The 21,450-nt window shown below is 66.1% G+C and carries 20 protein-coding genes and 6 pseudogenes; 13 read left to right on the top strand and 13 right to left on the bottom strand.

Features of this window, described 5'->3' with window-relative positions; genetic code table 11:
* Positions 1-45: 45 nt before the first annotated feature.
* The 3 genes and pseudogenes from H4W81_RS47865 to H4W81_RS33390 all read left to right on the top strand — a co-directional run.
* A pseudogene (locus H4W81_RS47865) lies at positions 46-282 on the top strand (integrase core domain-containing protein); the annotation flags it as partial.
* A complete protein-coding gene (locus H4W81_RS33395) occupies positions 264-1,100 on the top strand; it encodes an IS3 family transposase (RefSeq protein ID WP_318782522.1) in 837 nt (278 codons plus the stop codon). The pseudogene H4W81_RS47865 and the gene H4W81_RS33395, both read left to right, overlap by 19 nt.
* Before the next feature lie 159 nt (positions 1,101-1,259).
* Positions 1,260-2,564, top strand: a complete 1,305-nt coding sequence (locus H4W81_RS33390; protein WP_192775003.1) for an IS256 family transposase — start codon at positions 1,260-1,262, stop codon at positions 2,562-2,564.
* 153 nt (positions 2,565-2,717) lie between these two features.
* Here the strand turns inward: H4W81_RS33390 and H4W81_RS33385 are convergent, their stop codons facing one another.
* A complete protein-coding gene (locus H4W81_RS33385) occupies positions 2,718-3,557 on the bottom strand; it encodes a LysR family transcriptional regulator (protein ID WP_192778441.1) in 840 nt (279 codons plus the stop codon).
* 105 nt (positions 3,558-3,662) lie between these two features.
* Here H4W81_RS33385 and H4W81_RS33380 point away from each other — a divergent pair, with 105 nt between their 5' ends.
* The 4 genes and pseudogenes from H4W81_RS33380 to H4W81_RS33370 all read left to right on the top strand — a co-directional run.
* A complete protein-coding gene (locus H4W81_RS33380; RefSeq protein WP_192778440.1) occupies positions 3,663-4,388 on the top strand; it encodes an SDR family NAD(P)-dependent oxidoreductase in 726 nt (241 codons plus the stop codon).
* 73 nt (positions 4,389-4,461) lie between these two features.
* Positions 4,462-4,770 (top strand): annotated as a pseudogene (locus H4W81_RS50225) (alcohol dehydrogenase catalytic domain-containing protein); the annotation flags it as partial.
* Between the two features lie 100 nt (positions 4,771-4,870).
* Complete coding sequence (locus tag H4W81_RS47855) at positions 4,871-5,383, top strand: zinc-binding dehydrogenase (protein WP_225958915.1); 513 nt, start codon at positions 4,871-4,873, stop codon at positions 5,381-5,383.
* A 169-nt stretch (positions 5,384-5,552) separates the two neighbouring features.
* Positions 5,553-5,858 (top strand): annotated as a pseudogene (locus H4W81_RS33370) (helix-turn-helix domain-containing protein); the annotation flags it as partial.
* A gap of 5 nt (positions 5,859-5,863) precedes the next feature.
* On the opposite strand, the gene H4W81_RS33365 reads toward H4W81_RS33370, so the two are convergent.
* Positions 5,864-6,628, bottom strand: a complete 765-nt coding sequence (locus H4W81_RS33365) for a transposase family protein (RefSeq protein WP_192778439.1) — start codon at positions 6,626-6,628, stop codon at positions 5,864-5,866.
* Positions 6,629-7,047: 419 nt separating this feature from the next.
* Positions 7,048-7,338: a hypothetical protein gene (locus tag H4W81_RS33360; protein WP_192778438.1), complete on the bottom strand. Its 291-nt coding sequence runs from the start codon at positions 7,336-7,338 to the stop codon at positions 7,048-7,050.
* Positions 7,339-7,597: 259 nt separating this feature from the next.
* Between H4W81_RS33360 and H4W81_RS33355 the strand changes: the two genes are divergently transcribed.
* On the top strand, positions 7,598-8,320 hold the full coding sequence (locus H4W81_RS33355; RefSeq protein ID WP_318782133.1) for a CAP domain-containing protein: 723 nt from the start codon (positions 7,598-7,600) through the stop codon (positions 8,318-8,320).
* A 57-nt stretch (positions 8,321-8,377) separates the two neighbouring features.
* On the opposite strand, the gene H4W81_RS33350 is transcribed toward H4W81_RS33355, so the two are convergent.
* The 4 genes and pseudogenes from H4W81_RS33350 to H4W81_RS33335 form a co-directional block, all read right to left on the bottom strand.
* Positions 8,378-8,653: a hypothetical protein gene (locus tag H4W81_RS33350; protein WP_192778437.1), complete on the bottom strand. Its 276-nt coding sequence runs from the start codon at positions 8,651-8,653 to the stop codon at positions 8,378-8,380.
* A 308-nt stretch (positions 8,654-8,961) separates the two neighbouring features.
* Positions 8,962-9,355, bottom strand: a pseudogene (locus tag H4W81_RS33345) (two-component sensor histidine kinase); the annotation flags it as partial.
* Complete coding sequence (locus H4W81_RS33340) at positions 9,352-10,173, bottom strand: CPBP family intramembrane glutamic endopeptidase (RefSeq protein WP_192778436.1); 822 nt, start codon at positions 10,171-10,173, stop codon at positions 9,352-9,354. The gene H4W81_RS33340 and the pseudogene H4W81_RS33345, both read right to left, overlap by 4 nt.
* Before the next feature lie 396 nt (positions 10,174-10,569).
* Positions 10,570-13,023: an NACHT domain-containing protein gene (locus H4W81_RS33335; protein ID WP_192778435.1), complete on the bottom strand. Its 2,454-nt coding sequence runs from the start codon at positions 13,021-13,023 to the stop codon at positions 10,570-10,572.
* A gap of 189 nt (positions 13,024-13,212) precedes the next feature.
* On the opposite strand from H4W81_RS33335, the gene H4W81_RS33330 reads away from it, so the two are divergent.
* Both H4W81_RS33330 and H4W81_RS33325 read left to right on the top strand, forming a co-directional pair.
* Positions 13,213-13,383 carry a hypothetical protein gene (locus H4W81_RS33330; RefSeq protein ID WP_192778434.1) on the top strand — a complete coding sequence of 57 codons (171 nt, stop codon included), beginning with the start codon at positions 13,213-13,215 and terminating at the stop codon, positions 13,381-13,383.
* Positions 13,384-13,946: 563 nt separating this feature from the next.
* Positions 13,947-14,948 carry a GlxA family transcriptional regulator gene (locus tag H4W81_RS33325; protein ID WP_318782132.1) on the top strand — a complete coding sequence of 334 codons (1,002 nt, stop codon included), beginning with the start codon at positions 13,947-13,949 and terminating at the stop codon, positions 14,946-14,948.
* Between the two features lie 48 nt (positions 14,949-14,996).
* On the opposite strand, the gene H4W81_RS33320 is transcribed toward H4W81_RS33325, so the two are convergent.
* On the bottom strand, positions 14,997-15,239 hold the full coding sequence (locus H4W81_RS33320; RefSeq protein ID WP_192778433.1) for a hypothetical protein: 243 nt from the start codon (positions 15,237-15,239) through the stop codon (positions 14,997-14,999).
* Positions 15,240-15,373: 134 nt separating this feature from the next.
* Here H4W81_RS33320 and H4W81_RS33315 point away from each other — a divergent pair, with 134 nt between their 5' ends.
* The 3 genes from H4W81_RS33315 to H4W81_RS33305 are packed head-to-tail and all read left to right on the top strand — an operon-like array spanning position 15,374 to position 18,049.
* A complete protein-coding gene (locus H4W81_RS33315; RefSeq protein WP_192778432.1) occupies positions 15,374-16,264 on the top strand; it encodes a LysR family transcriptional regulator in 891 nt (296 codons plus the stop codon).
* 3 nt (positions 16,265-16,267) lie between these two features.
* Positions 16,268-17,155 (top strand): LysR family transcriptional regulator, encoded by an 888-nt coding sequence (locus H4W81_RS33310; RefSeq protein ID WP_192778431.1) that lies wholly within the window; start codon positions 16,268-16,270, stop codon positions 17,153-17,155.
* Positions 17,156-17,167: 12 nt separating this feature from the next.
* Entirely contained in the window at positions 17,168-18,049 is an 882-nt protein-coding gene (locus H4W81_RS33305) for a LysR family transcriptional regulator (RefSeq protein ID WP_192778430.1), read from the top strand.
* Between the two features lie 133 nt (positions 18,050-18,182).
* On the opposite strand, the pseudogene H4W81_RS50220 reads toward H4W81_RS33305, so the two are convergent.
* The 5 genes and pseudogenes from H4W81_RS50220 to H4W81_RS33280 all read right to left on the bottom strand — a co-directional run.
* Positions 18,183-18,697, bottom strand: a pseudogene (locus H4W81_RS50220) (DUF998 domain-containing protein); the annotation flags it as partial.
* Positions 18,694-19,233 carry a dihydrofolate reductase family protein gene (locus tag H4W81_RS33295; protein WP_318782130.1) on the bottom strand — a complete coding sequence of 180 codons (540 nt, stop codon included), beginning with the start codon at positions 19,231-19,233 and terminating at the stop codon, positions 18,694-18,696. The gene H4W81_RS33295 and the pseudogene H4W81_RS50220, both read right to left, overlap by 4 nt.
* 193 nt (positions 19,234-19,426) lie before the next feature.
* Positions 19,427-19,627: pseudogene (locus tag H4W81_RS33290) on the bottom strand (alpha/beta fold hydrolase); the annotation flags it as partial.
* Positions 19,628-19,701: 74 nt separating this feature from the next.
* Positions 19,702-19,974 carry a pyridoxamine 5'-phosphate oxidase family protein gene (locus tag H4W81_RS33285; protein WP_318782128.1) on the bottom strand — a complete coding sequence of 91 codons (273 nt, stop codon included), beginning with the start codon at positions 19,972-19,974 and terminating at the stop codon, positions 19,702-19,704.
* Between the two features lie 292 nt (positions 19,975-20,266).
* Positions 20,267-21,445, bottom strand: a complete 1,179-nt coding sequence (locus H4W81_RS33280) for a serine hydrolase domain-containing protein (RefSeq protein ID WP_192778428.1) — start codon at positions 21,443-21,445, stop codon at positions 20,267-20,269.
* Positions 21,446-21,450 lie beyond the last annotated feature (5 nt).

Here is a 21,450-nt window from a genome sequence, read left to right as displayed (position 1 = left end):
CGCTTGAACTGCATGGACGGAGTTTTCGGCAGGTGCAGGATCCGCCGCTCGGTCGGCCGCACCGGGATCTGCTACGACAACGCGATGGCCGAGTCGTTCTTCAGCACGATCAAGAACGAATGGCTCGCCCGCTTTGTCTTCACCACCCGCGCCAAAGCGAAACGACAGGTCATCCGCTATATCGAAGGGTTCTACAACCGACGACGCCTGCACTCGGCGCTCGGCTACCGGCCACCCCTCGAAGTACTCAACGAGTCCCTTTCATCCCAAGCAGCCGCATAGGCTACGCCCATAAGGCGGTTGTCCGGAATCACCGTGGCCCCTCAGGGCCGGCCTCGGCCACCGCGCAACGCCGGACGCTGCTGGCCGCTCTGGTTGCCGAGGTCTTCGCCGGCTCGCACGAGACCTACGGCTACCGGCGTGTGCACGCCGCTCTGCTGCGCCGCGGTGAGCACTGCTCAGCCGAGTTGGTGCGGGCCCTGATGCGTGAGCTGGGCCTGGTCCCGGCCCAGGTACGGGCTTTTCGGCCAATCACCACCGTGCACGGCGACTATCGCGGTATCCCCGACCTGGTCGCCCGCGACTTCACCGCCGAGCGGCCAGGCGCCAAGCTGGTCGGCGACATCACCTATATCCGCACTTGGGAGGGCTTCCTCTACTTGGCCACCGTGATCGATTGTCACAGCAAGGCGGTTCTGGGCTGGGCGATGGCCGGCCACTACCGCACCGACCTGATCAAGGACGCAGTCCGGATGGCGGCCGGCACTGGCCTACTCCAGCCCGCTGCTGTATTCCACACCGACCGCGGCTCGAACTACACCTCTGATGAGTTCGGCCGCTTCCTGACCGGCCTGGGCATCCGCCGCTCGGTCGGCCGCACCGGGGTCTGCTATGACAACGCGATGGCCGAGTCGTTCTTCAGCGTGCTCAAGAACGAATGGCTGCACCGCTTCGTCTTCACCACCCGAGCCAAGGCGAAACGGCAGGTCATCCGCTACATCGAAGGGTTCTACAACCGCCGCCGCCTGCACTCGGCGCTCGGCTACCGGCCACCCCTGGAAGTACTCAACGAGTCCCTTTCAACCCAAACGGCCGCATAGGCTACGCCCATAAGACGGCTGTCCGGAATCACCGTGGCCCCTCAGCTGATGGAAGCCAGCGCTAAGTGTTGCTGGCCATGACGTTGTCGTCGGTGGTGGTCACGGCTGAAGGGACTGTACGGTTTTCGGTGTAACTCCTGATCAAGGAGAACGCACCTGATGAGTACTGTGATCCAGGCATCGACGGAGATCGACCTGGAGGACGCCGCGGTGGCGCGCAAGAAGCCGGACAACTCGACGGATCGGGAGCTGGTGGCCAAGCTGGTCGACCAGGCGCGGGCCGAAGGAGTCGAACTGGTCGGGGAGAACGGGCTGCTGGGCCGGCTGACCAAGCTGGTACTGGAGTCCGCTCTCGAAGGCGAGATCACCGACCATCTCGGCTACGACAAGCACGAACGCTCCGGCGGCGAGACGGGCAACACCCGCAATGGCAGCCGGGCCAAGACCGTCATCACCGACGTCGGGCCGGTGGAGATCACCGTCCCCCGCGATCGGGACGGCAGCTTCGAGCCGAAGATCGTGCGCAAGCGGCAACGACGGCTGTCCGGGGTGGATGAGATGGTCATCTCGCTGGCCGCCAAGGGCCTGACCACCGGCGAGATCTCCGCGCACCTGGCCGAGGTTTACGGCGCTGAGGTCTCCAAGCAGACCATCTCCACCATCACCGACAAGGTGCTGGAGGGGATGGCCGAGTGGCAGAACCGGCCGCTCGATGTCGTCTATCCGGTGATCTTCATTGACGCTATCCACGTCAAGCTGCGTGAGGGCCAGGTCGCCAACCGGCCGATCTACGTGGCGATGGCGGTCACCGTCGACGGCGAGCGTGACATCCTCGGGCTATGGGCCGGCGACGGCGGAGAGGGCGCCAAGTTCTGGCTGCACGTGCTGACCGAGATCAAGAACCGCGGCGTCGCTGACGCGCTGATGGTGGTCTGCGACGGCCTGAAGGGGCTGCCTCAGGCCATCGAGACCGTCTGGCCGCAGGCGGTGGTGCAAACGTGTGTCGTTCACCTGTTGCGCGCCAGCTTCCGCTACGCCGCCCGCCAGCACTGGGACGCCATCGCCAAGGCCCTCAAGCCCGTCTACACCGCCCCGACCGAGGCCGCCGCGCTCGAGCGCTTCTACGAGTTCGCCGAGACCTGGGGCGGCAAGTACCCGGCGATCGTGAAGCTATGGGAGGACGCCTGGGCCGAATTCGTGCCCTTCCTCAACTTCGACACCGAGATCCGCCGGGTGATTTGCTCCACCAACGCCATCGAGTCGGTCAACGCCCGCATCCGGCGGGCAGTCAAGGCCCGCGGCCACTTCCCGAACGAGCAAGCCGCGCTCAAGTGCGTCTACATGGCCATCATGAGCCTGGACCCGACCGGCAAGGGCCGCAAACGCTGGATCACCCGCTGGAAAGCCGCTTTGAACGCCTTCGCCATCACCTTCGAAGGCCGCCTGAACCCGACCACCCGATAACTAATCAAGATCGAGATACACCGTTAACTGGACACACCCCGGCTGAACTTCGTCAATCCGGCATGAGCGGTCGGATCTTGTCGCCAGTCGCTGACCGGAAGACGATATTGCTGTGACCAGCGGGAGAACCTCGGATTGTGCAGCGGGTATCGGCTAGAGGCGTGTCGCGGTGCGGACGAGGTCGGCGACGGCTTTGGATCTGCTGTGTGGTGGCCAGGCGATGACGGTCGTGACGGCCGGTGCGTCCGGCACCGGCACGATGGCGTGGTCGTCGCGTAGCTGGTCTCGGAGCGACTCGGGTACGACGGCGCAGGCCAGTCCGAGCGCGATCAGTTGGAACAGTTGGGTATGGTCGCGCACCTGCGGGCCGGGGCCGTCCGGATGGCCGCCATCTCGTCCAGGCCAGCGCGGCAGGGGCAGGTCCGTCTGGGCGTTGACCTCGACTAACGACAGATGCGCCCGGTTGGCGAGGGGATGACCCTTGGGCAGGACCACGACCTGCTGTTCGGTGTGCAGATCCTCGGTGTCGAATCCGGCTGTCGTGTCGTAAGGCCGGTGGAGCAGAGCAACGTCGGCACGCCCGGTGCGCAGCAGACTTTCCGGCTCGCCCGGCCCGCACAACATCACCTCGACTGCCACTGAGCCCGGTTCAGCGGCGTAGGCGTCCAGAAGCTTCGACAACAGTTCCCTGGACGCTCCGGCCTTGGCGGCCAGCACCACACCCGGCTGGTCGCCCGCGGCACGGCGGGTTCGCCGCTCGGCGGCTTCGACCGCGTCGAGCGCGGTCCGGGCCTCCCGCAGCAGCACCGACCCGGCCTCGGTTAAGGCGATGGCGCGAGCAGTGCGGTGCAGCAGAACGACTCCGAGCCGCCGTTCCAGCTGCTGGATCGCCCGCGACAGTGGTGGTTGCGCCATCGCGAGCCGTTGTGCCGCCCGCCCGAAGTGCAACTCCTCGGCGACGGCGACGAAGTATCGCAACTCCCGCGTCTCCACCCGCTCATCGTATCCGGCGCTGACCACGACCAATACCCGTGCGGTATCGCCGCCCACCCGACCGGTCTTGGACGCCCCACCCGAGTCCGCAACATGATCGACGGTATGAGTGAACGGACGATTGCGCTGGTGACCGGCGCGAACAAGGGAATCGGATACGAGATCGCCGCTGGCCTGGGCGCGCTTGGCTGGCGAATCGGTGTGGGCGCGAGGGATCAACAACGCCGCGACACCGCGGTGGAGAAGCTGCGCGCGGCCGGGACCGATGCGTTCGGTGTGCCGCTCGACGTGACCGACGACGCAAGTGTGGCCGCGGCGGCCGAGCTGATCGCCGGCCATGCCGGAGGGCTCGATGTTCTGGTCAACAATGCCGCGATCACTGGCGGCGTGCCGCAGACACCTACCACGGTCGATCCCGCGACCGTGCGAGCTGTCGTGGAAACCAACGTGATCGGGGTCATCCGGGTCACCAACGCGATGCTGCCGATGCTGCGCGACTCGGCATCACCACGGATCGTCAACATGTCCAGCAGCGTCGGCTCGCTCGCCCTGCAAACCACACCCGGCATCGACATGGGCCAGGTTCCGGCCGCCTACTTGGCCTCGAAGACCTTCCTCAACGCCCTCACTATCCAATACGTCAAGGAACTGAGCGACACCAACATCCTGATCAACTCCGGCTGCCCCGGCTTCACCGCCACCGACCTCAACGGCTTCCAAGGCGTCCGCACACCACAACAGGGCGCGGCCATCGCGATTCACCTCGCGACCCTGCCCGACGACGGACCGACCGGCGGATTCTTCGACGACGCCGGAACGGTGCCCTGGTAATAGCCACACCGGCACGAACCATTCCCGTTCTCGACGTCAGCCGCGCATCGCGCGCCACAGGAGAAGCAAGACAATGACAAAGGCAGTCAGATACGACGAGTTCGGCGGAATCGAGGTGTTGCGGGTCGACGAGGTCGACCGGCCAGTGCCCGAGTACGGGCAGGTCCTCGTGCGGGTCAAGGCCGCAGGCATCAACCCCGGTGAGGCGGCCATACGCACCGGCGCGATGGCCGACATCTTTCCCTCGACCTTTCCATCCGGGCAGGGCAGCGACCTCGCCGGAGTTGTCGCCGAGGTCGGCGCCGGAGTCGACCGATTCGTGGTCGGCGACGAGGTGATTGGGTTCTCCGAGCGGCGGGCCGCCCAGGCCGAGTTGGTCCTGGTCGACGTCAACAACCTCACACCCAAACCGAACGGCGTCCCCTGGGAGGTGGCTGGCGGCCTGTACGTCGCCGGGGTGACTGCGGGGGGCAGTAGATTCCATGCAGCTCGACAAAGGGGAGACCGTTATCGTCTCCGCAGCAGCCGGAGGAGTCGGCTCGCTCGCCGTTCAGCTCGCTCGCCGTGCCGGAGCCACGGTCATCGGCCTGGCGAGCCAGCACAACCACGAGTGTCTGCAAACACACGGTGTGATCCCGGTCGCATACGGTGACGGCGTCACCGACCGGATCAAGGCCGCCGCACCGAGCGGCATCGATGCCTTCATCGACACCCACGGCGGCGGGTACGTCGAACTGGCCCTTGCCCTCGGCGTCGCGGTCGAACGGATCGACACCATCGCCGATTTCGCGGCAGCCGCGAAGTACGGAGTCAAGACCGAACCCGGAACCAACGCCAGACCGGGCGCCGAGGTACTTGCCGAACTGGCCGCCCTGATCGCCGACGGACACCTCGAAGTCCCGATCGCCAACGTCTACCCGCTGACGCAGGTCCGCCAGGCCTACACCGAACTCGAACGCCGACACACCCACGGCAAGATCGTGCTCAGACCCTAACCGGCACCATGCAACGCAGCGCGCTCAAGGCTCTGCTCAACCGCAGGATGATCCCCGTCGGGACTGTCCGGTCGGCCACCTGATTGGCCGCGACTACCCGGACGACACATCCGATATTCGGCAGATCCGCAAGCAAACCTCGCAAGAAGTTCAGACAGAAGGACGCAGGATGACGCACCGCAACTCGCCGCTGTCGGTCGAAGGCAGGCGGCGACTGGTGGAGCGGTGCCGGAGCCGACCGATTTCCCGCGTGGCCGCCGAAATGGGCATTTCGCGAGCCACGGCGTCGAAATGGGTGAATCGATACCGGCAGTTCGGCGACCTCGGGTTAGTCGACCGGCCCTCGACGCCGCACCGGCAACCCACCGCGACCCCAGGCGACGTTGTCGTACAGATCGAAACTATGCGCCGCAGCCATAAGTGGTCGGCGGCACGGATCGCCTTCGAACTCAGCCAGCAGGACGTCCCAGTGAACCCATTTCAGCGGGCTTCACGGAGTTGTAGGACGAGGATCGCCTTGACGAGTTGACCTGCGCGAAGGGGACAGCAGCGGAGTTTGCGCAGGATGCGCCAGGCCTTCAGTTGCGCGTTGGCGCGCTCGCCGGGGCCGCGGAGCTTGGCGTGGGCGGAGTTCGCGCTCTTCTGCGAGGCCGGCTTGTTCTTGCCCTTGTAGGGCACGCGTACGTGCTCACCTGCGCCGATGTAGCCCTTGTCTGCGAGGGTGACCAAGTCGGCGCTCTTGAGTCGGCGGATGATGCCCCAGATGCGAGCTGCCTTGAGGTCATGGACTGAGCCGGGCAGCGATCCCGAGGTCCACAGCGGGGTGCCGTCCGGAGCAGCGATGACCTGGATGTTCATGCCATGCTTCTTGTGCTTGCCGGAGTAGAAGGGCCGGTCTGCAGCCAGGCGGTCGATGGGGATGAGCGTGCCGTCCAGCACCACGAAGGCGTAGCCGGTGCGCTTGGCGGCGCGTAAGGCCTGCTCCAGGCGGGGCGAGCGACGGGCGAGCAGGTCGACGGACTCCCGCACGTAGCGCCAGGCGGTGGCCGTCCCCACGCCGAACCCGGCGGCGATCTCGGCGAACGTCTCGCCTTTGCGCAGGTAGACCAGCACGAGCATGGCCTGCTGGCCGGGGTTGAGGCGCCGTCGGGTGGATCTGATCGCCGCGCGGTGCCGCCGCAGCACACCGGCCAGGTAGCTCAAGGTCTGGGATGACAACGGCAGCGCGGCACGGTAGAACAGCACACAGGCCCCTGGTGGAGATGGTTGCTCTTGGTCGACAACCCTTCTACCAGGGGTCTTCCTGCTTCTGGATCAAGAACGATGATCCTCAACGAAGCCGTGACCTGCGGCGTCGCGGTGGAATGAGCTCATTGATCTCTACTCCGGCGATGCTGATGCCGTCGCCCTTCCGGAGGTGCTCAGGGGAGTCATGTACGGGCACCTCGATCCTCAAGGATCACGGTGGGTGGCCTGAGCCAGGCCGGGGTAAGGACCCGGCCTGAGGGCGCGGAGGGCCCGGGACGACGCGGCACCTGGAGCTTTCCGCCCTGTGAGCGTCGCCGGTACTGCGAGCACCAACCCTAGCCACGCACTCCGATCACTTCACAGCCGGGGCCCCCGCGTCAGGTTGATGGCCTTGCCTCCCACGCGGCCACAGTTGTTTAGTCCCAGCGCGACGGCGTGCGTGGGTTCGGCACCATGGCGGTCCATCCCGTCGCGGTGCGATGGACTGGAATGGCACGCCAGTTCGTGCCGTCGTCGGAGGAGAGCTCCAGCTTGAGAGTCGAGGGGGCGGCCGTGCCGGACACGCGGAAGGTCACGCTCACCTTGGCGAGGTCCTGCTTCCCGGCGGCGTACGTGGGATCCTCGGGAAGGCCGCCGGTGCGTTGGTCGGCCAGGTCGTACATGTACGGGCTCGGCCCGGCGTTGGGTGCTGGGTTGACATTACCCACGGGGTGAAATGTCCGTATTGTCGTGACAAGTCGGTATTGGATCCGACAGAATGCGGGACCACCACCGTCTCCCTCCACCGGAGGATCCCTCATGCGTCGACCCCTAGGGGTACTCGCCGTTGTCGCCAGCCTCGTCTCTTGCACCCCGTCCGCCGGCGGGGCAGCCGGAGCAGCGCCGGAGGGTGCGGCGCCGGCCTCGACACCGACGCAGACCGAGGAGGCGGCTCCCGAGCTGACCTCCGAATCGGACGAGTGCCGCGTGAGCGTGGCCAGGCCGGGCACCTCCACGCTCAGGATCCAGACCTCGGCCGTCCGCCGTGGCTGTGTGCGCCCGGCGCTGCTGCGCATCCAGGTCAAGCGCGCCGTCCCCGGCGACGATCCGGTCGTCAAAAGCGGCGCCACCAGGAAGGGCCGCATCACCCTGAAGATGCCCTGCAAGCCGGGCACGTACTATGCGGTCGCCACCGACTACCGGGGCGGCACCGCCAAGTCCAAGGCCGTACAACTGACCTGCGTCACCCCAACCCCCATCCCCACGACGCGGGAGACAGGGGCGCCGCCGGTTTCCGAGCGGAAAGAGGCCATCTCCTCCGTCGGCACGGCATTGGAGAACGAGGTCGTCCGGCTGACCAACGCCGAGCGGGTCAAGGGAGGCTGCCACCCGCTCAAGCACGACGCGCGGCTGCGCAGGGCAGCGTTCGGGCACTCGGCCGACATGGCGAAGAACGACTACTTCGACCACGACTCCCAGGACGGCCGCGACATGGCGGACCGCATTCGTGCGACCGGCTTCACCGGCTCGGCCTTGGGCGAGAACATCGCCATGGGGCAGCGGTCGGCGGCTGAGGTGGTCAAGGGCTGGATGAACAGCGACGGCCACCGGAAGAACATCATGAACTGCTCGTACACCCTCATCGGGGTGGGCGCGGCCAAGGACGCGAAGGGGCAGATCTACTGGACGCAGGACTTCGCCGCCCGCTGATTCACAGCCTCTTGAACGACGGCAGGTGGTCCCAAGGCATTCCCCCAGGAGGGGCGGTCACGAGGGATCTTTCTCCTCGTCGACGCGGTGAAGGTGGTCCTCGAAGGTGGGACGTCGGCCTGCCAGACGCGACCACACGATCAAAGTAGCCAGTCGGAACGGAGCCAAGGCGAGCCTGAGCATTCGACGCCCCAGCCGACGAACCCACCTGAAGAGTTCCTTGACCGTCTCCCAGGGGCGCCCCAAAGCCACGACGGCCAGGGTTAAGATCATCCGGCCGAAACTGATCCCTCCGAAGTCGTCGGAGTCGTCTCGCTCCTTCTCCTTGCTCACGGCGCGGAACTGAAGGCCGAGGACATGAACGTGCTGCTGTGCGTCACGGATCCTCCCAGTCAGCCTGGTGAGCAAAGACCGATCGCCGCAAGCCTACGTTGGCGAAGACGCACCGGTCTCGATCACCGAGAGGGCCGCGATGATGCGCAGCGCGTCAATCTCATGCAGCCGGTCCCGTTGAGGGAGACGGTGCCGTCCGATCTCCCGTCTGTTGCTCTCTTCGGCTGGGTAGGCGTGGGAAGGCAAGATGACCTCGCGTGATGAGCGCGATGGGCATCGCGTTGCTCGCGAACACGTGGTAGGCGCTGGAGTTCGCGGGCGATCCGGGTGCGTTCGGCGGCGCGGGTGGCCTCGGCGACGTGGCGGCGGCGTTCCGCCTCGTCGGCGCGGGAGGAGCGCAGCCAGGTCCCGATGCCCCATGCGAGGGCCAGAGCCAGCCTGGTCGAGAACGAAGCCGAGCGACACCAGAGTCAGGCACACGGCCGGCCACCGCCGGCGGACGGCGAGCGGAAGGCACTCCAGGGCGATCACCACGAACGCCAGCGCGTCGAAGGGTCGGGCCGGCAGGTCGCCGACCTGAGTCCCCTTGCCGTGGAGCGCCGGCAGGAGCGATGCGACGGCCAGCAGCAGCCCGAACGGTAAGTCCCGGACCACGACGTCGCACCGCCGCCACAGATCCGTGACCCGCCGTAGATCGATCATTGGGCGAGCGTAGCGGTCGCGCCGCGCCGGAGCGGGACCACGTTGCCGCGCCGGCGGGCCAGCCACATGAACACGACCGTCAGCAACAGGCCGAACACCACCGCGTATGGGCTCGCCTCCGGCCCGAACTCGCCGCCCGTGAGCAGGGCTGGGCCCGACGTCACGCCGTGCAGCAGCCCCTGCGTCGCGCCGTTGCCCGAGACCTCGGTGCCGAAGATGCCGGCTGCGGCGAAGTTCCAGCCGAAGTGCACGCCGATCGGCACCCACAGGGTGCGGGTGGCGGCGTAGGCGGCGGCGAGCATGCCGCCCGCCTCGACCGCGATGGCGATCGCGCCCCACAGGTCGGCGTGCGGGTTGAGCAGGTGCGAAAGGCCGAACAATAGGCCGGTCAGCGCCAGCGCCGGCCACGTCCCGGTGCGTTCCTCGACGATCCTGAACAGGATGCCGCGAAACAGCAGCTCCTCCGTCACCGCGGCGGCGGCCATGAAGCCGAGCAGCCCGGCCGCGCCCGCCGGCGAGCCCGGGCCGTCGATCCGGTAACCGCCCACGAGAGCGATGTTCACGATGACGGCCGCGAACAACGCGACCCCGATCAGCGCCCCTCGCGCGATGGCGCGGGCGGCGCCTCGCGCCGCCACCTCCGCCGGTGCCCGGCGCTCGGACCACCGCACCACGCGGGCGTACACGAGCACGGCGAGCAAGGCCGTCGCGACACCGAGGAACAGGGTAAGGAGCGGGCTTTCCTTCACCGCGCCCACGATCGCGCCGCCGGCGAAGGCGACCACCGCGACGGGCACGAGCTGTTTCAACAACCGCATGACGACTCCCTTACGTGGGGACTGCGGCGGGGCGCCACCGCTACGCCGAGAAACGCTAGGGATCCGGCGGTCCGGGATCGTCCCCGTGCGGTGGACATTCGCCGGTAGCTCGTGTGGGGGACAAGCGCGGCCTGCCGGGAAGGACCGAGATCGTCGCGCTCTGTCGTGCGGTGCGGACGCACGGAGGTGTATCACCAGTCCGCCCAGGCCATCGCGCGGCTGGTCCTGTCCAGCACCCGCAAGACCGCTCGGAAGACTCGCAAGCTGGCGGCCTGACACCTGTGACCCAGGTATGACCCACACGTGTCTCACGATCAGTAAGAAACCTTCCCATATGGGAAGTAGCAGCAGGTCAGAGTGGTAGGGCGCCCGGGGCTCGAACCCGGAACCTACGGATTAAAAGTCGGCCTGCATCCGCAGTAGCTCAGTAGAAAAGCTCCGCTTGCGAGTCTCGTTTGACCCGTACCGCTCAATCATTTCCGACAGAGCTTTAATGGCCAACCTTCTATCGATCTTTTCGAGCTTCTTGCACAGAACGAGAATCTCGCTTAGGCTGCGACCTGGCTCAGCGATCATGTCAGACATGACATGGGCAGCCCGAAGCCCATCAATTGTCACCAGGCAGTCAGTGGCATAATCGCGATACATAATACTCAATCGCCGATCCATGGACAATTCGACGAAGACATCAACGGCGCGGGTCGGATCGAATTCGATAACCTTCTTGGAGAGCCTTGCCCGATCCACAAAGGTTAGGCCCGAATTCTTGAGGGCCAAAGAAAGTACTTCGACGGCCGATGAGACGTCAACAGAAGCCAGATCCTCTGCCGCCGAGATAGCGGCGGAGCCGTTACTGCTGCCAATCATGTGCATCAGAGTCCGTGCGGCTGTGTCGCGAATCTCTTGCCCTAGATCAACCTGATCGCGTATGAGATCCGATATTCCGGCAGCCGAGCTGTAATGAGCGGACAGCGCCTTCAGTAGGTCGAATAGGCCAGGCGGCGCGCCACCCTCAGTGATCCAGGCGGCTACAAGGAAGCGGTCATATGAGCTCAGATACGTTGTTACTCGACCCTCGTCGGAAGACTGACGCTTGCGGCAGAGGCGTTGAAACTCTTCCTCGCTAAAGTCGGCGTTGTCGGCGGCATGTTTTGCGGCGAGAAACTCCCTCAGCGTCTGATGGATGAAGTTTAGGTTGTCGCCTTGTACGACGACTAGGCCAGTGCGTCGCAACACTTGAACGACCAATATTTCCCATCTGCTACGCGACATATCTCTGGAACGCAGCGATGCAAGACCCTCCTTGATTCTGGTAAGCGCGTCGGGTACACGCTCGCGTTGCTGACGGAAGGCGATGTTTCCTAATCCACTAAGTATTTCGCGCGGGAGGCCATCGATGGCCTCACGGGCCTGGCGCCCATATCGGCCCAGCAGTCGATGCAGCTGATCATTTATTCCGCCTGGCGAACATTCATAAAACCTGTCTCGCAGCAGCTCGAAGAAGCGCAGATAGGCACCATAGCGACCGCGCGGAAGGGGGTAACTGGGGTCTACGGCATGAAGCTGACACAGGATCGTGGCCATGAGTGGGCTTCTGACGAGCTCGCTAAGCCTCCCGCTGTTCACTTGGCCTATGAAGGCGGTGGCAGCCGACAGAGGATCCGGTACATGGGCAGCTTTCATCCATTCGCTGACAAAGATTGGCAGTTGTCGAGAATCGAAGGGCAAGAGCTCATACCGATCGGACGGTATAGCTTTATATTCGGTTTTGCCTACAGTGACGGCCTTGTCGAGGATCGCAAGTTCGGCCTCCGGAAGCGGTCTGCTTCCAATGATGAACCGATAGATACCGTGCTTGTTATTATTCAAGATGCCGAGAATTCTCGCCCGTTCATCGACATCAGATATCTCATCGAGGCCGTCGATCAAGACAAGCCATCGCCCTCGTGCATGTGGCCGGTTGCTGAAGAAGTCCTCGGTCGGGGGGTTGTAATTCTGACCTCGAAGCTGCACTTGGACAGCGCTGGCCAATTGCTGCGCAAACGACCCAGGCTGTGTGAAGCAGTACGCCGGGACATAGACAGGGAAAAGACGCAAAGGCTTCCCCCCGCTTTTTGCCGAATGAATCGCTTTCCGCCCGCCCGTCTCCCGCTCATCGCCATCCACCTCGGCCAACCGCTGATCGGCTAGTCCGATGGCTATCATTCGCAGCAGGCTAGACTTGCCCGCTCCAGGACCGCCGAGAAGGCAGCTGACCAAGGCATTGCTTCTAACAATGTCTTCCGCCGGCCGCTTGTCCCACACGACATCGGGGCGATCAGATCCCTGCCCAGAGTGATTCGTTTGTTGGGACTCTGCCTGCTGCCTCACATAGACCTGCGAGAGTGGAGGAAGGGCGGTACCGGGGAGCACGGCTGGATATGGATGCTCCACCGCCAGCGTGCGTGCTGCGTTTAGGAAGCCAATCAGGTTGGGAGATAGCCTTTGGGCTCGTGATGCTTTGCTTTCCCCCGTGTGAAGGCTCTGCTTCTTCGCCGCCTCCCAATAGCCTTTCCATTCACTCTCTTTGCGGACCCACCATACTCTCTCGTCCCTGCGAAAAGCAGGCGCCCGACGAAGCAAAGCTGCTACGAACGCCCAAAGGTCCTGGAAATCATTTGCCACCAGCCCATGCGCCATCCAACCTGAAATGGTCTGCGGGCTTAGCCTACGTCCACGCCCATTGCCACAAATGTCATCGAGCAGCTTCTTCCGGCTGTATCCACCTGCCAGCTTGACGGCTTCCTCTAGCTTGACGAGCTCACGATGGAGCAAATGACGCTCAGCAGCCTCCGCTGCCCGCCCAGTCATCCAGCCTCGTTCATACGACTGTCTCCCCGCGCTGCCTGTCCGAGTCGTCCGATCGGCACCTTCCTCGCCCCTCCCGTGAGCTGCCGAAACACGTGGTCGAATCCGTCCTATACGACTCTCATCGACTGCCGAAGAGGTTTGCCATGGACTGATTGCACCAGTACTTGCCTCTAGATCGGAAGGGCAGAAATGGATCTGATAGCTCTGGCCACCGTGGCCGCGATCGGCGTTGTGTTGATCACTGCGATCGCTGCGGTCGCCATGGTATGGCTCACGGTTTCTCGCGCTGAGTCGACCGACATTGCCGCCGCGCTCCGCGGCATCGCTGATGTGATCCGCGCGGTGCGGGGCAAGAGGTGAGCCGTCGACCCCGAGCTGCCCCCAGAGGCCAGGCCTCAGGAGCAAGCCATGGCCCTGAGGAGGGACGGTGTCCTGGGATCGCAATCGGGCCTTGTCTGGAGCCGGCAACGTCAGTCCAGCGGACGTGCGGTGGGCCACTGCAGTGGTGTGCGACACCCGCCATCGCGGGCGCTGGCCTGACCGGATCGGTCCGAAAGATGGCCAGGTGTCCGACGGCAGGTGTTGCCGAACGCGCCAAAGCGACCACGGGGATCAAATCTGATGCTGTGTCGTGTCAGCGGCCATGTCAGCACGGCAACCGCCCGGGATCAGAGCCGTTGGCGATGGTGGATTCCATGAACGGCACCCGCAGCCCATCGACGTCCAGAACTCCTGTCTTTCCAAGCCGGCCGCGTGGTTGACGCCGCGCGGAAAGGGACGCGGTCGTGCGGGTGCTCGGCTCACGCTCCGGATCCGGTACGGGCTGCGGCCCCGCCCGCGGGTCCGTCCAGTTGCTGGAGGGGATCGCGCCTGTCTCGGGCCAGCCGATTACCACCAAGGTCTTGTCGGGCCGACTCGCCGCCATGAAGACCATCGACCAACTCACCCCGAGTCAGGAGCAGAACCCGGCCATGTCCCTAGTCCTCTTCCTGCTGATCCCGCAGGTCCACCTTCTCGATGTGGCCGGTCCCGCCCAGGTCTTCTCCATCGCCGACGACCTCGGCTATGCGTACACCATCACCTATGTCGCCGAAGCCCGCCAGGTCGCCACAGGGCAGGGCCTGACGCTGTCCGTTGGTACCGAGTGGCCGCGCCTGGCACCGGACGATCTGATCATCGTGCCGGGCTGGCGCGGCCCGACCCGCCCGCCCGGCAAGAAGACCCTGCGCCGCCTGCGGGAGCACCACGCGGCGGGTGGCACCGTCGTCGGCGTGTGCGCGGGCACCGACGCACTCGGTCGCGCCGGGCTGCTGGACGGCCGCCGCTGCACGGTCTACCACTGCGTCCAGGATGAGTTCGAGCGCCTGTACCCGCGGGCGGAGGTCGTCAAGGACATGCTGTACGTCGAGGACGACAGGATCATCACCTCGGCAGGCGGGGCCAGCGGCATCGATGTGGCCCTGCACCTGCTGAGCAGGTGGCACGGGCCGTACACGGCGGGCCAGGTGGCCCGCGCCATGCTCGTCCACGCCCACCGCGACGGTGCGACGCCACAGGTCAGCCCGATGCTGCGCCGACGCTCCCACGTGGACGAGACCGTGCACCGCATCCAGGACCTGATCGAGACCCGCTTCACCGAACGGCTGCCACTGAGCCTGCTGGCCAAGGCGGCTGACTGCAGTGAACGGACCGTCACCCGGCTGTTCCGCCGGGCGACCGGGATCACTCCCTTGGCCTATCAGACAGCCCTGCGGTTGGAACGTGCCGAGCTTCTGCTGCGGCAGGGCGCCACCACCGCGATCGCCGCCCGGGAGGCAGGCTTCAGGGATGCTCGGATGCTGCGAAGGTTGCGCGCTCGCGCAAGGGCCGCAAGCCAGGTGAGGACTGGCGGGACTTCAACACCGGCTACTACGTCACCGGCCTGATCGGCGAGCAGGCGACGGGCGGCAGCCTGGCTGAGGAGATCGATCGTCTTAGCATTCGCCGCTGAGGCTGCGCGGCATCGGGTGGGCAGCCGTCACGGCAAGCAGATGGTCGGCGGCAACGCCAACGGCGACCCGGAACAACGCGATCTGCGGGCCCTCGGCGTCATCAAGGCCGAGTTTTGCGCCTGGAAGCAGTCCCAGAAAGATCGGGAATACCGTTCTTGTCAGGGAGTTCCGCATCGAGAAGGAGTGCCGCTCCCGGTCAACCTCCGGGCCGATCTGGACACGCATAAACCCGGCCACGCCTGATGACCTGGCTGTTCGCCTCCCGGGGTCGCTCACTCCGGGAGGCGTCTGTTTTTGCGGAGAAGAATGCGCGTATGCCACTCTTCTCCTCCGAATGACGAGATTCGGGAGGAGGAAACGTGGAGCTGCGCGATATAGAGATCTTTTTGACGCTGGCCGGAGAACTACATTTCGGCCGGACGGCCGAGCGGCTCCATGTGTCGGCCGCCCGTGTCAGCCAGGCGATCAAGAAGCAGGAGCGCGGCATCGGCGCGGAGCTGTTCCACCGCGACAGCCGCAACGTCCGGCTGACGCCTGCCGGCGTACGGCTGCGCGACGACCTCATCCCCGTCTACCGGGACCTGAAGGCCAGCATGGAGCGGGCCAGGCTGACCGCCCGCGGCAAGACCGATGTGCTGCGCATCGGCCTTCTGAGCGGCAACGCCCAGGATCTGCGTCCGATCACGGACGAGTTCACGGCCCGCCACCCCGGCTACGAACCGCAGTTCCGGACGATCGGCTTCGGCGACCCCTTCGGTCCCCTGCGTGATGGCAGGGTCCACGTGGCGATCCTCTGGCTCCCGATCCTGGAACCGGATCTCACCGTCGGTCCCCTGGTCTACACCGAATCCGCCGTACTCGCCATGGCCGCCACTCACCGGCTGGCCGGCCGCGCATCGGTCTCGCTGGAGGATCTCGGCGATGAGATCGTCATGGGTGGCTGCAAGCCCGACTACTGGCGTGAAGCACTAGTGCCGTTCCAGACTCCGAGCGGGCGGCTGATCCGGATCGGGCCGATCGTGACCAACACCGAGGAAATGCTCCCCATTCTGTCCACCGGCGAGGCGGTCTCCCCGGGGCACTACCGCTCGATCCGCTACTTCACCCGGCCGGACATCGCCTACGCGCTCATCCACGACGCGCCCCCGCTCCAGATGACACTCATCTGGCACACCAGCGCCGAGAACGAGGTCATCCGCGCCTTCGCCGAGGTCATCCGCGACCTGGGCCCTCTTCCCGCGAGGCACTAGACAGTGGAACTCCGTGATATCGAGATCTTCCTGACCCTGGCCGACCTGCTGCACTTCGGCCGGACCGCTGAGCGCCTGTTCGTCTCGGTGGCCAGGGTGAGCCAGGCGATCAAGAAGCAGGAGCGGGGCATCGGTGCCGAGCTCTTCTACCGTGACAGCCGCAAGGTACGGCTGACGCCCGCCGGCGAGCAACTCCGGAAGGATCTGGCCCCGATCTACCAGGGGCTCAAGGAGAGCATGGAACGCGCCAGGCTGGCCGCACAGGGCAAGACCGGCGTGTTGCGTATCGGCACCATCTCCGTCAACAACTACGAACTGCGCCGCTACTGGGAGACCTTCCGTAGCCGTCACCCGCAGTGGGGCCTGCGCCTGGGGATCGCCCCCTGGATCGACCCCTTCGGCGGACTGCGCCGCGGCGAGATGGACATGTTGCTCACGTGGCTGCCCGTGCTGGAGCCTGATCTCGTCATGGGGCCGACGATGTTCACCGACGGCCGGGTGCTGACGCTTGCCGTCGACCACGAGCTGGCCGGCCGTACCACGGCCACGATCGAGATGCTCGGCGACTTCCCGCTCCCGCTCGCCAACCCGGCCCCTGACTACTGGCTCGAGGCCTACACGCCGCGGCAGACCCCCGAGGGCCACCTCATTGTGCCCGGGCCGGTAGTCACCAGCAACGACGACCTCTACTCCCGCCTCAGCATGGGTGAGATCATCAATGCGTCTCCTGCGCACGTGGCTCGGTACTTCGCCCGCCCGGACCTCGTCCACGTGCCCATGCGCGACATGCCCGCGCTGGACTACGGCCTGGTCTGGCGAGGAGAGTCGGAGAACGACATGATCAGCGCGTTCGCCGAGGTCGTGCGCGACCTGGGCCCCCTGCCCCTGTGAACCGGTGACGTCGTGGAACTACGCGACATCGAGATCTTCCTGACCCTGGCCGACCTGCTGCACTTCGGCCGCACCGCCGAGCGCCTCCACGTGTCGGTGGCCAGGGTGAGCCAGGCGATCAAGAAGCAGGAGCGCGGCATCGGCGCCGCGCTGTTCTACCGGGACAGCCGCAACGTACGGCTGACGCCCGCCGGAGAACAGCTCCGACGGGATCTGGCCCCGATCTATCAGGGGCTGAAGGAGAGTATGGGACGGGCCAGGCTGGCCGCGCAGGGCAAGACCGGCGTGCTGCGCATCGGCATGATCCCCGCCAACGCCCATGACCTGCGCCGCTACTGGGAGACCTTTCGCTCCCGCCACCCGCAGTGGGGGCTGCGCCTACGGCACGCCCCCTTCGTCGACCCCTTCGCCGGACTGCGCCGTGGCGACGTCGACATGCTGGTCACCTGGCTGCCCGTCCAGGAGCCCGACATCGTCGTGGGGCCGCGCATGTTCGCCGAGCGCAGGGTGCTGGCCGTGTCCGTCGACCACGAGTTGGCCGGCCGTACCTCGGCCACGTTCGAGATGCTCGGCGACTTCCCGGTCGCGCGCGGCAGGCCGATCCCCGACTACTGGGCCGAGAGCTACACGCCGTGGCACACGCCCAGGGGCAACCGCATCGAGCGGGGACCGGACATCGAGAACGTCGACGACATCTTCACCCTCATCAGCGCGGGTGAGATCGTCAATACCTTCCCCGTGCACGTGAGCCGCTACTGGAACCGCCCGGACATCGCCTGGCTGCCCATCGGTGACATGGCCGCGCTGGACTACGGCCTGGCCTGGCGCGGTGAGGCAGAGAACGACATGATCCGCGCCTTCGCCCAGGTCGTCCGCGACCTCGGCCCCCTCTGACCCACGAAAGCGGCCGGGCTCCCGTCGGAGCCCGGCCGCCGTTTTCTGCGTTGACGGTGGCGCGCACTCTGACTGACACCACGGCCAGCCAGATGAGCCCCAGCCCCGCTCCGGCGGTGAACGCCATCACGGTGGCCGAAGACCCGGTGAACCCGGCCAGCACGCCGACCGGCACGAGCCGGGAGGCGATCGCCCACCCGCGCTCGCCCCGGGCGGCGAAGTACCGGCCCATCACCACGAAGGCCGCGCACAGCGACACGAAGCCGACCATGGCTCCCGCCATGCGGATGGCGCCGGTCGTGCTGAGCACGACTGCCTGATCGCTCGCCTCTGGGAAGCCCGCCCCGGGATCAGCGCTGAATACCGCGCTGATCAGAACGAAGCCCCGAACACCGCCACCAGCGGCGGAGCCCAGGTGCCGCCGGGAGCGCCGCGCAGCGCCTGGCGCAGCCCGATCGATCCGGCAATCGCCAGCAGGGCGGTGATGACGAAGCTGCTCACCTGGATCCAGCCCAGCTCGCCGAGGCTGAGCTGGCTGATGGTGTTGCGGGTGAAGTCGAAGGGCTCGCGGGTGAGCCCTTGGATCAGCGCCACGCACAGGAACCAGGGGCCCGCGGAGATACCGCAGGCCAGCAGGATCCGGGTCATGCCAGCTGGTAGGTCAGGTCGAACACTCCGGTGCCGAAGGTGACCGATCGGGTGAGGGTGAGCGGCACCTGGCGGGGGCCGCCCGGGAAGAGCCGACGGCCGGTGCCCACCACGATCGGGTGCACCAGCAGCCGCAGCTCGTCGACGAGCCCGGCCACCAGCAGCGACTGGGTCAGAGCGATGCTGCCGGTGACGTTGATGTTCGCGCCGGGCTGCTCTTTGAGCTCCTTGACGGCCGCCACGACGTCGACCTCGATCACGCTCGCGTTCTGCCAGCCCGCCTCCTTCAGGGTTGTGGAGGCGACGAGCTTGCGGATACCGTTGATCCCGTCGGCCATCTCACCACTCTGGTGCGGCCACACCGAGGCGAACTCCTCGTAGGTCATCCGGCCCAGCAGCAGGGTGTCGGCCGCGGCCGACATCTCGCCGACAGCAGCGCCCATCTCCTCGTCGAAGTAGGGGAAGTGCCACCCGGTGGGCGCCTCCACGACGCCGTCGAGCGATATGAACTGCGCGGCCACAAGCTTGCGGCTCACGTGTTTCTCCATAACGGTGTTTCTTTCTGGTGACGTTGCGCCGGCCGGGAGCCTGCACAGCGTCCTGGTGTCCCCGAAGCTCGCCTCCCGCGCGGCGACTTCGGTGGTTGATCCCCGCCGCGGGAAGTGCTCGGCACGTTCCAGCCGCAGGGCCGTCTGTTAGGCCAAGGGGGTGAGCCCGGTCGTGGCCGATGAGGATCACGTCGTCGAGTTTCAGGGCGTCGAACCAGGCGTCCAGGTAGCGGGCGTGGTCGGCGAAGGTGTAGGCGATATCGGGCTTGCCGGATTCGCCCATGCCGATCAGGTCGGGAGCCAGCAGACGGCCCCGGCCGATCGACGGGAGGACGTCGCGCCACAGGTGGGAGGAGGTCGGGTTGCCGTGCAGGAACACCATGGGCGTTCCGGTGCCGGTCTCCCGGTGGAAGATGATGGAGTCGAGGACGTTCTGGGTGGGCATGGCGGGTCCTTTCAGACGTTGAGGCCGGTGATCCGATCGACCGCGATCTCGATGACGACTCGGTCGGAGGGATTTGGCGGCAGTACGGCATAGCGCTCGGCGTATCGGCGGACGGCGCGCTCGACGTGCTCCGGATGGGTGTGGACCGTCGCGGGGCCTTCGAGGGTGATCCAGCGGAAGCCGTCCACCTGGCACAGCGCGGCGGCCAGATTGCGCGCCTTGCGCGAGCCGGCCACGGTCAGCACGCGGGCCATTCCCGCGTGCCGATCCCAGGTGAAGCGCACGGCTGTTACGTGGGCGAGCCGTCGGGGCGCAGGGTGGTAAGAGTCGCGACGCGGGGCTCGGCGAGGAAGGCGTGGAGGTTCCGGGACATCGTCATGTGATGGCCCTCTTCTTAGTTAGTTGGCTGACTAAGAGGAAGAGGGCACAGAAGAAGTTCGCATAGTTAGTAGTTAACTGACTTGCTGAGTTCGCGCGGATCCGGGCGGCCGGCGCGAAACGAACCGGCCGAGAAGACACTCCTCGGCCGGTTCGGTCCCTGACGGTTCGTCGAGTGGTTGTGTCGCTCGGTGCCGCCTACTGAACCGATCCGGTCCGCCCGTCGCAGAACACCTGCTTGACGAGGGTGTCGGTCAGTTTCTGGAAGTCCTTGGCCGGGCCTCTCGTGGCCGAGTCCACCCAGGTCACTGAGGCGGTCAGGGTCGTCTTGCCGTCAGGCGAGCTGTACATCAGGGTCCCGTAGCCGTGCGGCGGGCTGCCGTTGTGGTGGTAGACGGTGCCGCAGCCGGGGCCGAGGTCTTGCACGAAGAGCCCGAGGCCGTAGCCGAGTTCCCCGCCCGGGTACGGCTTGCGCATCTCGGCCAGCAGGTCGGCCGGCAGAAGCTTGCCGTCGTTCAGGGCGGAGATGAACGTGTGCAGGTCCTGGGTGGTCGAGATCAGGTCACCGGCGCCGGCCAGCAGGGAGAGGTTCTGGCGGGAGATGTCGGCCACCCGGCCGTCCTGGGTGCGGTAGTAGCCGTGGGCGTGCGGCCCGGGCAGCTGGGTGCGGTCGCCGGGCACCGTGGTGGCGGTCATGCCGAGCGGGCGCAGGATGCGCCGCTTCATCTGCTCGGCGTAGGAGCGGCCGGTGACCTTCTCGATCAGCAGCAGGGCGAGCGTGTAGTTGGTGTTGGTGTACTTCTGGTTGGTACCCGGCTCGAAGCGGGGCGCTCTGGACAGCGCCAGCCGTACCAGTTCTTCTGGCTTGTAGCTGCGCAAGCGGTCGGGCAGCCAGGCGTCGCCGTTGGCGGTGATACCCGGCTCCCACTTCCCGTCGGAGCCGGAATCGCCGGTGTAGTTGAACAGGCCGGTGGTGTGCTGCAGCAGCATCCGCACGGTGATGCGCCGGTCCAGGCCGAGCTCGGGCAGGTAGCCGGCGACCGAATCATCCAGGGCGATCTTGCCCTCGGCCGCCAGCTGCAGTACCAGGGTGGCGGTGAAGGGCTTGATGACGCTGCCGGTCCAGAACCGCCCGTTGGCCGGCGGCTTGGCGGCCGAGCCCAGCTTGCGCGCTCCGGCGCTGCCGGTCCATTCGCCTCGCTCGTGGTTGACGCGCACCTGCACGCCGAGGAAACCGGCATCGACGAAGGCCTGGACGCTCTTCTGTAGCTCCGGCCGATCCCGGTCGGCGGCGAGCGCGGGTGTGGCCGTGCCTGCCAGCAGCGCGGCTGCCAGCGCGGGGATCGCCACTCGCCTGAGGACTTTGCTGGTGTTCATGGTTT

The sequence above is a fragment of the Nonomuraea africana genome (genome assembly GCF_014873535.1).
Classification (GTDB): domain Bacteria; phylum Actinomycetota; class Actinomycetes; order Streptosporangiales; family Streptosporangiaceae; genus Nonomuraea; species Nonomuraea africana.
The sequence above is the reverse complement of the archived record's forward strand: the minus strand, read 5'-3'. Positions and strand labels throughout refer to the sequence as shown.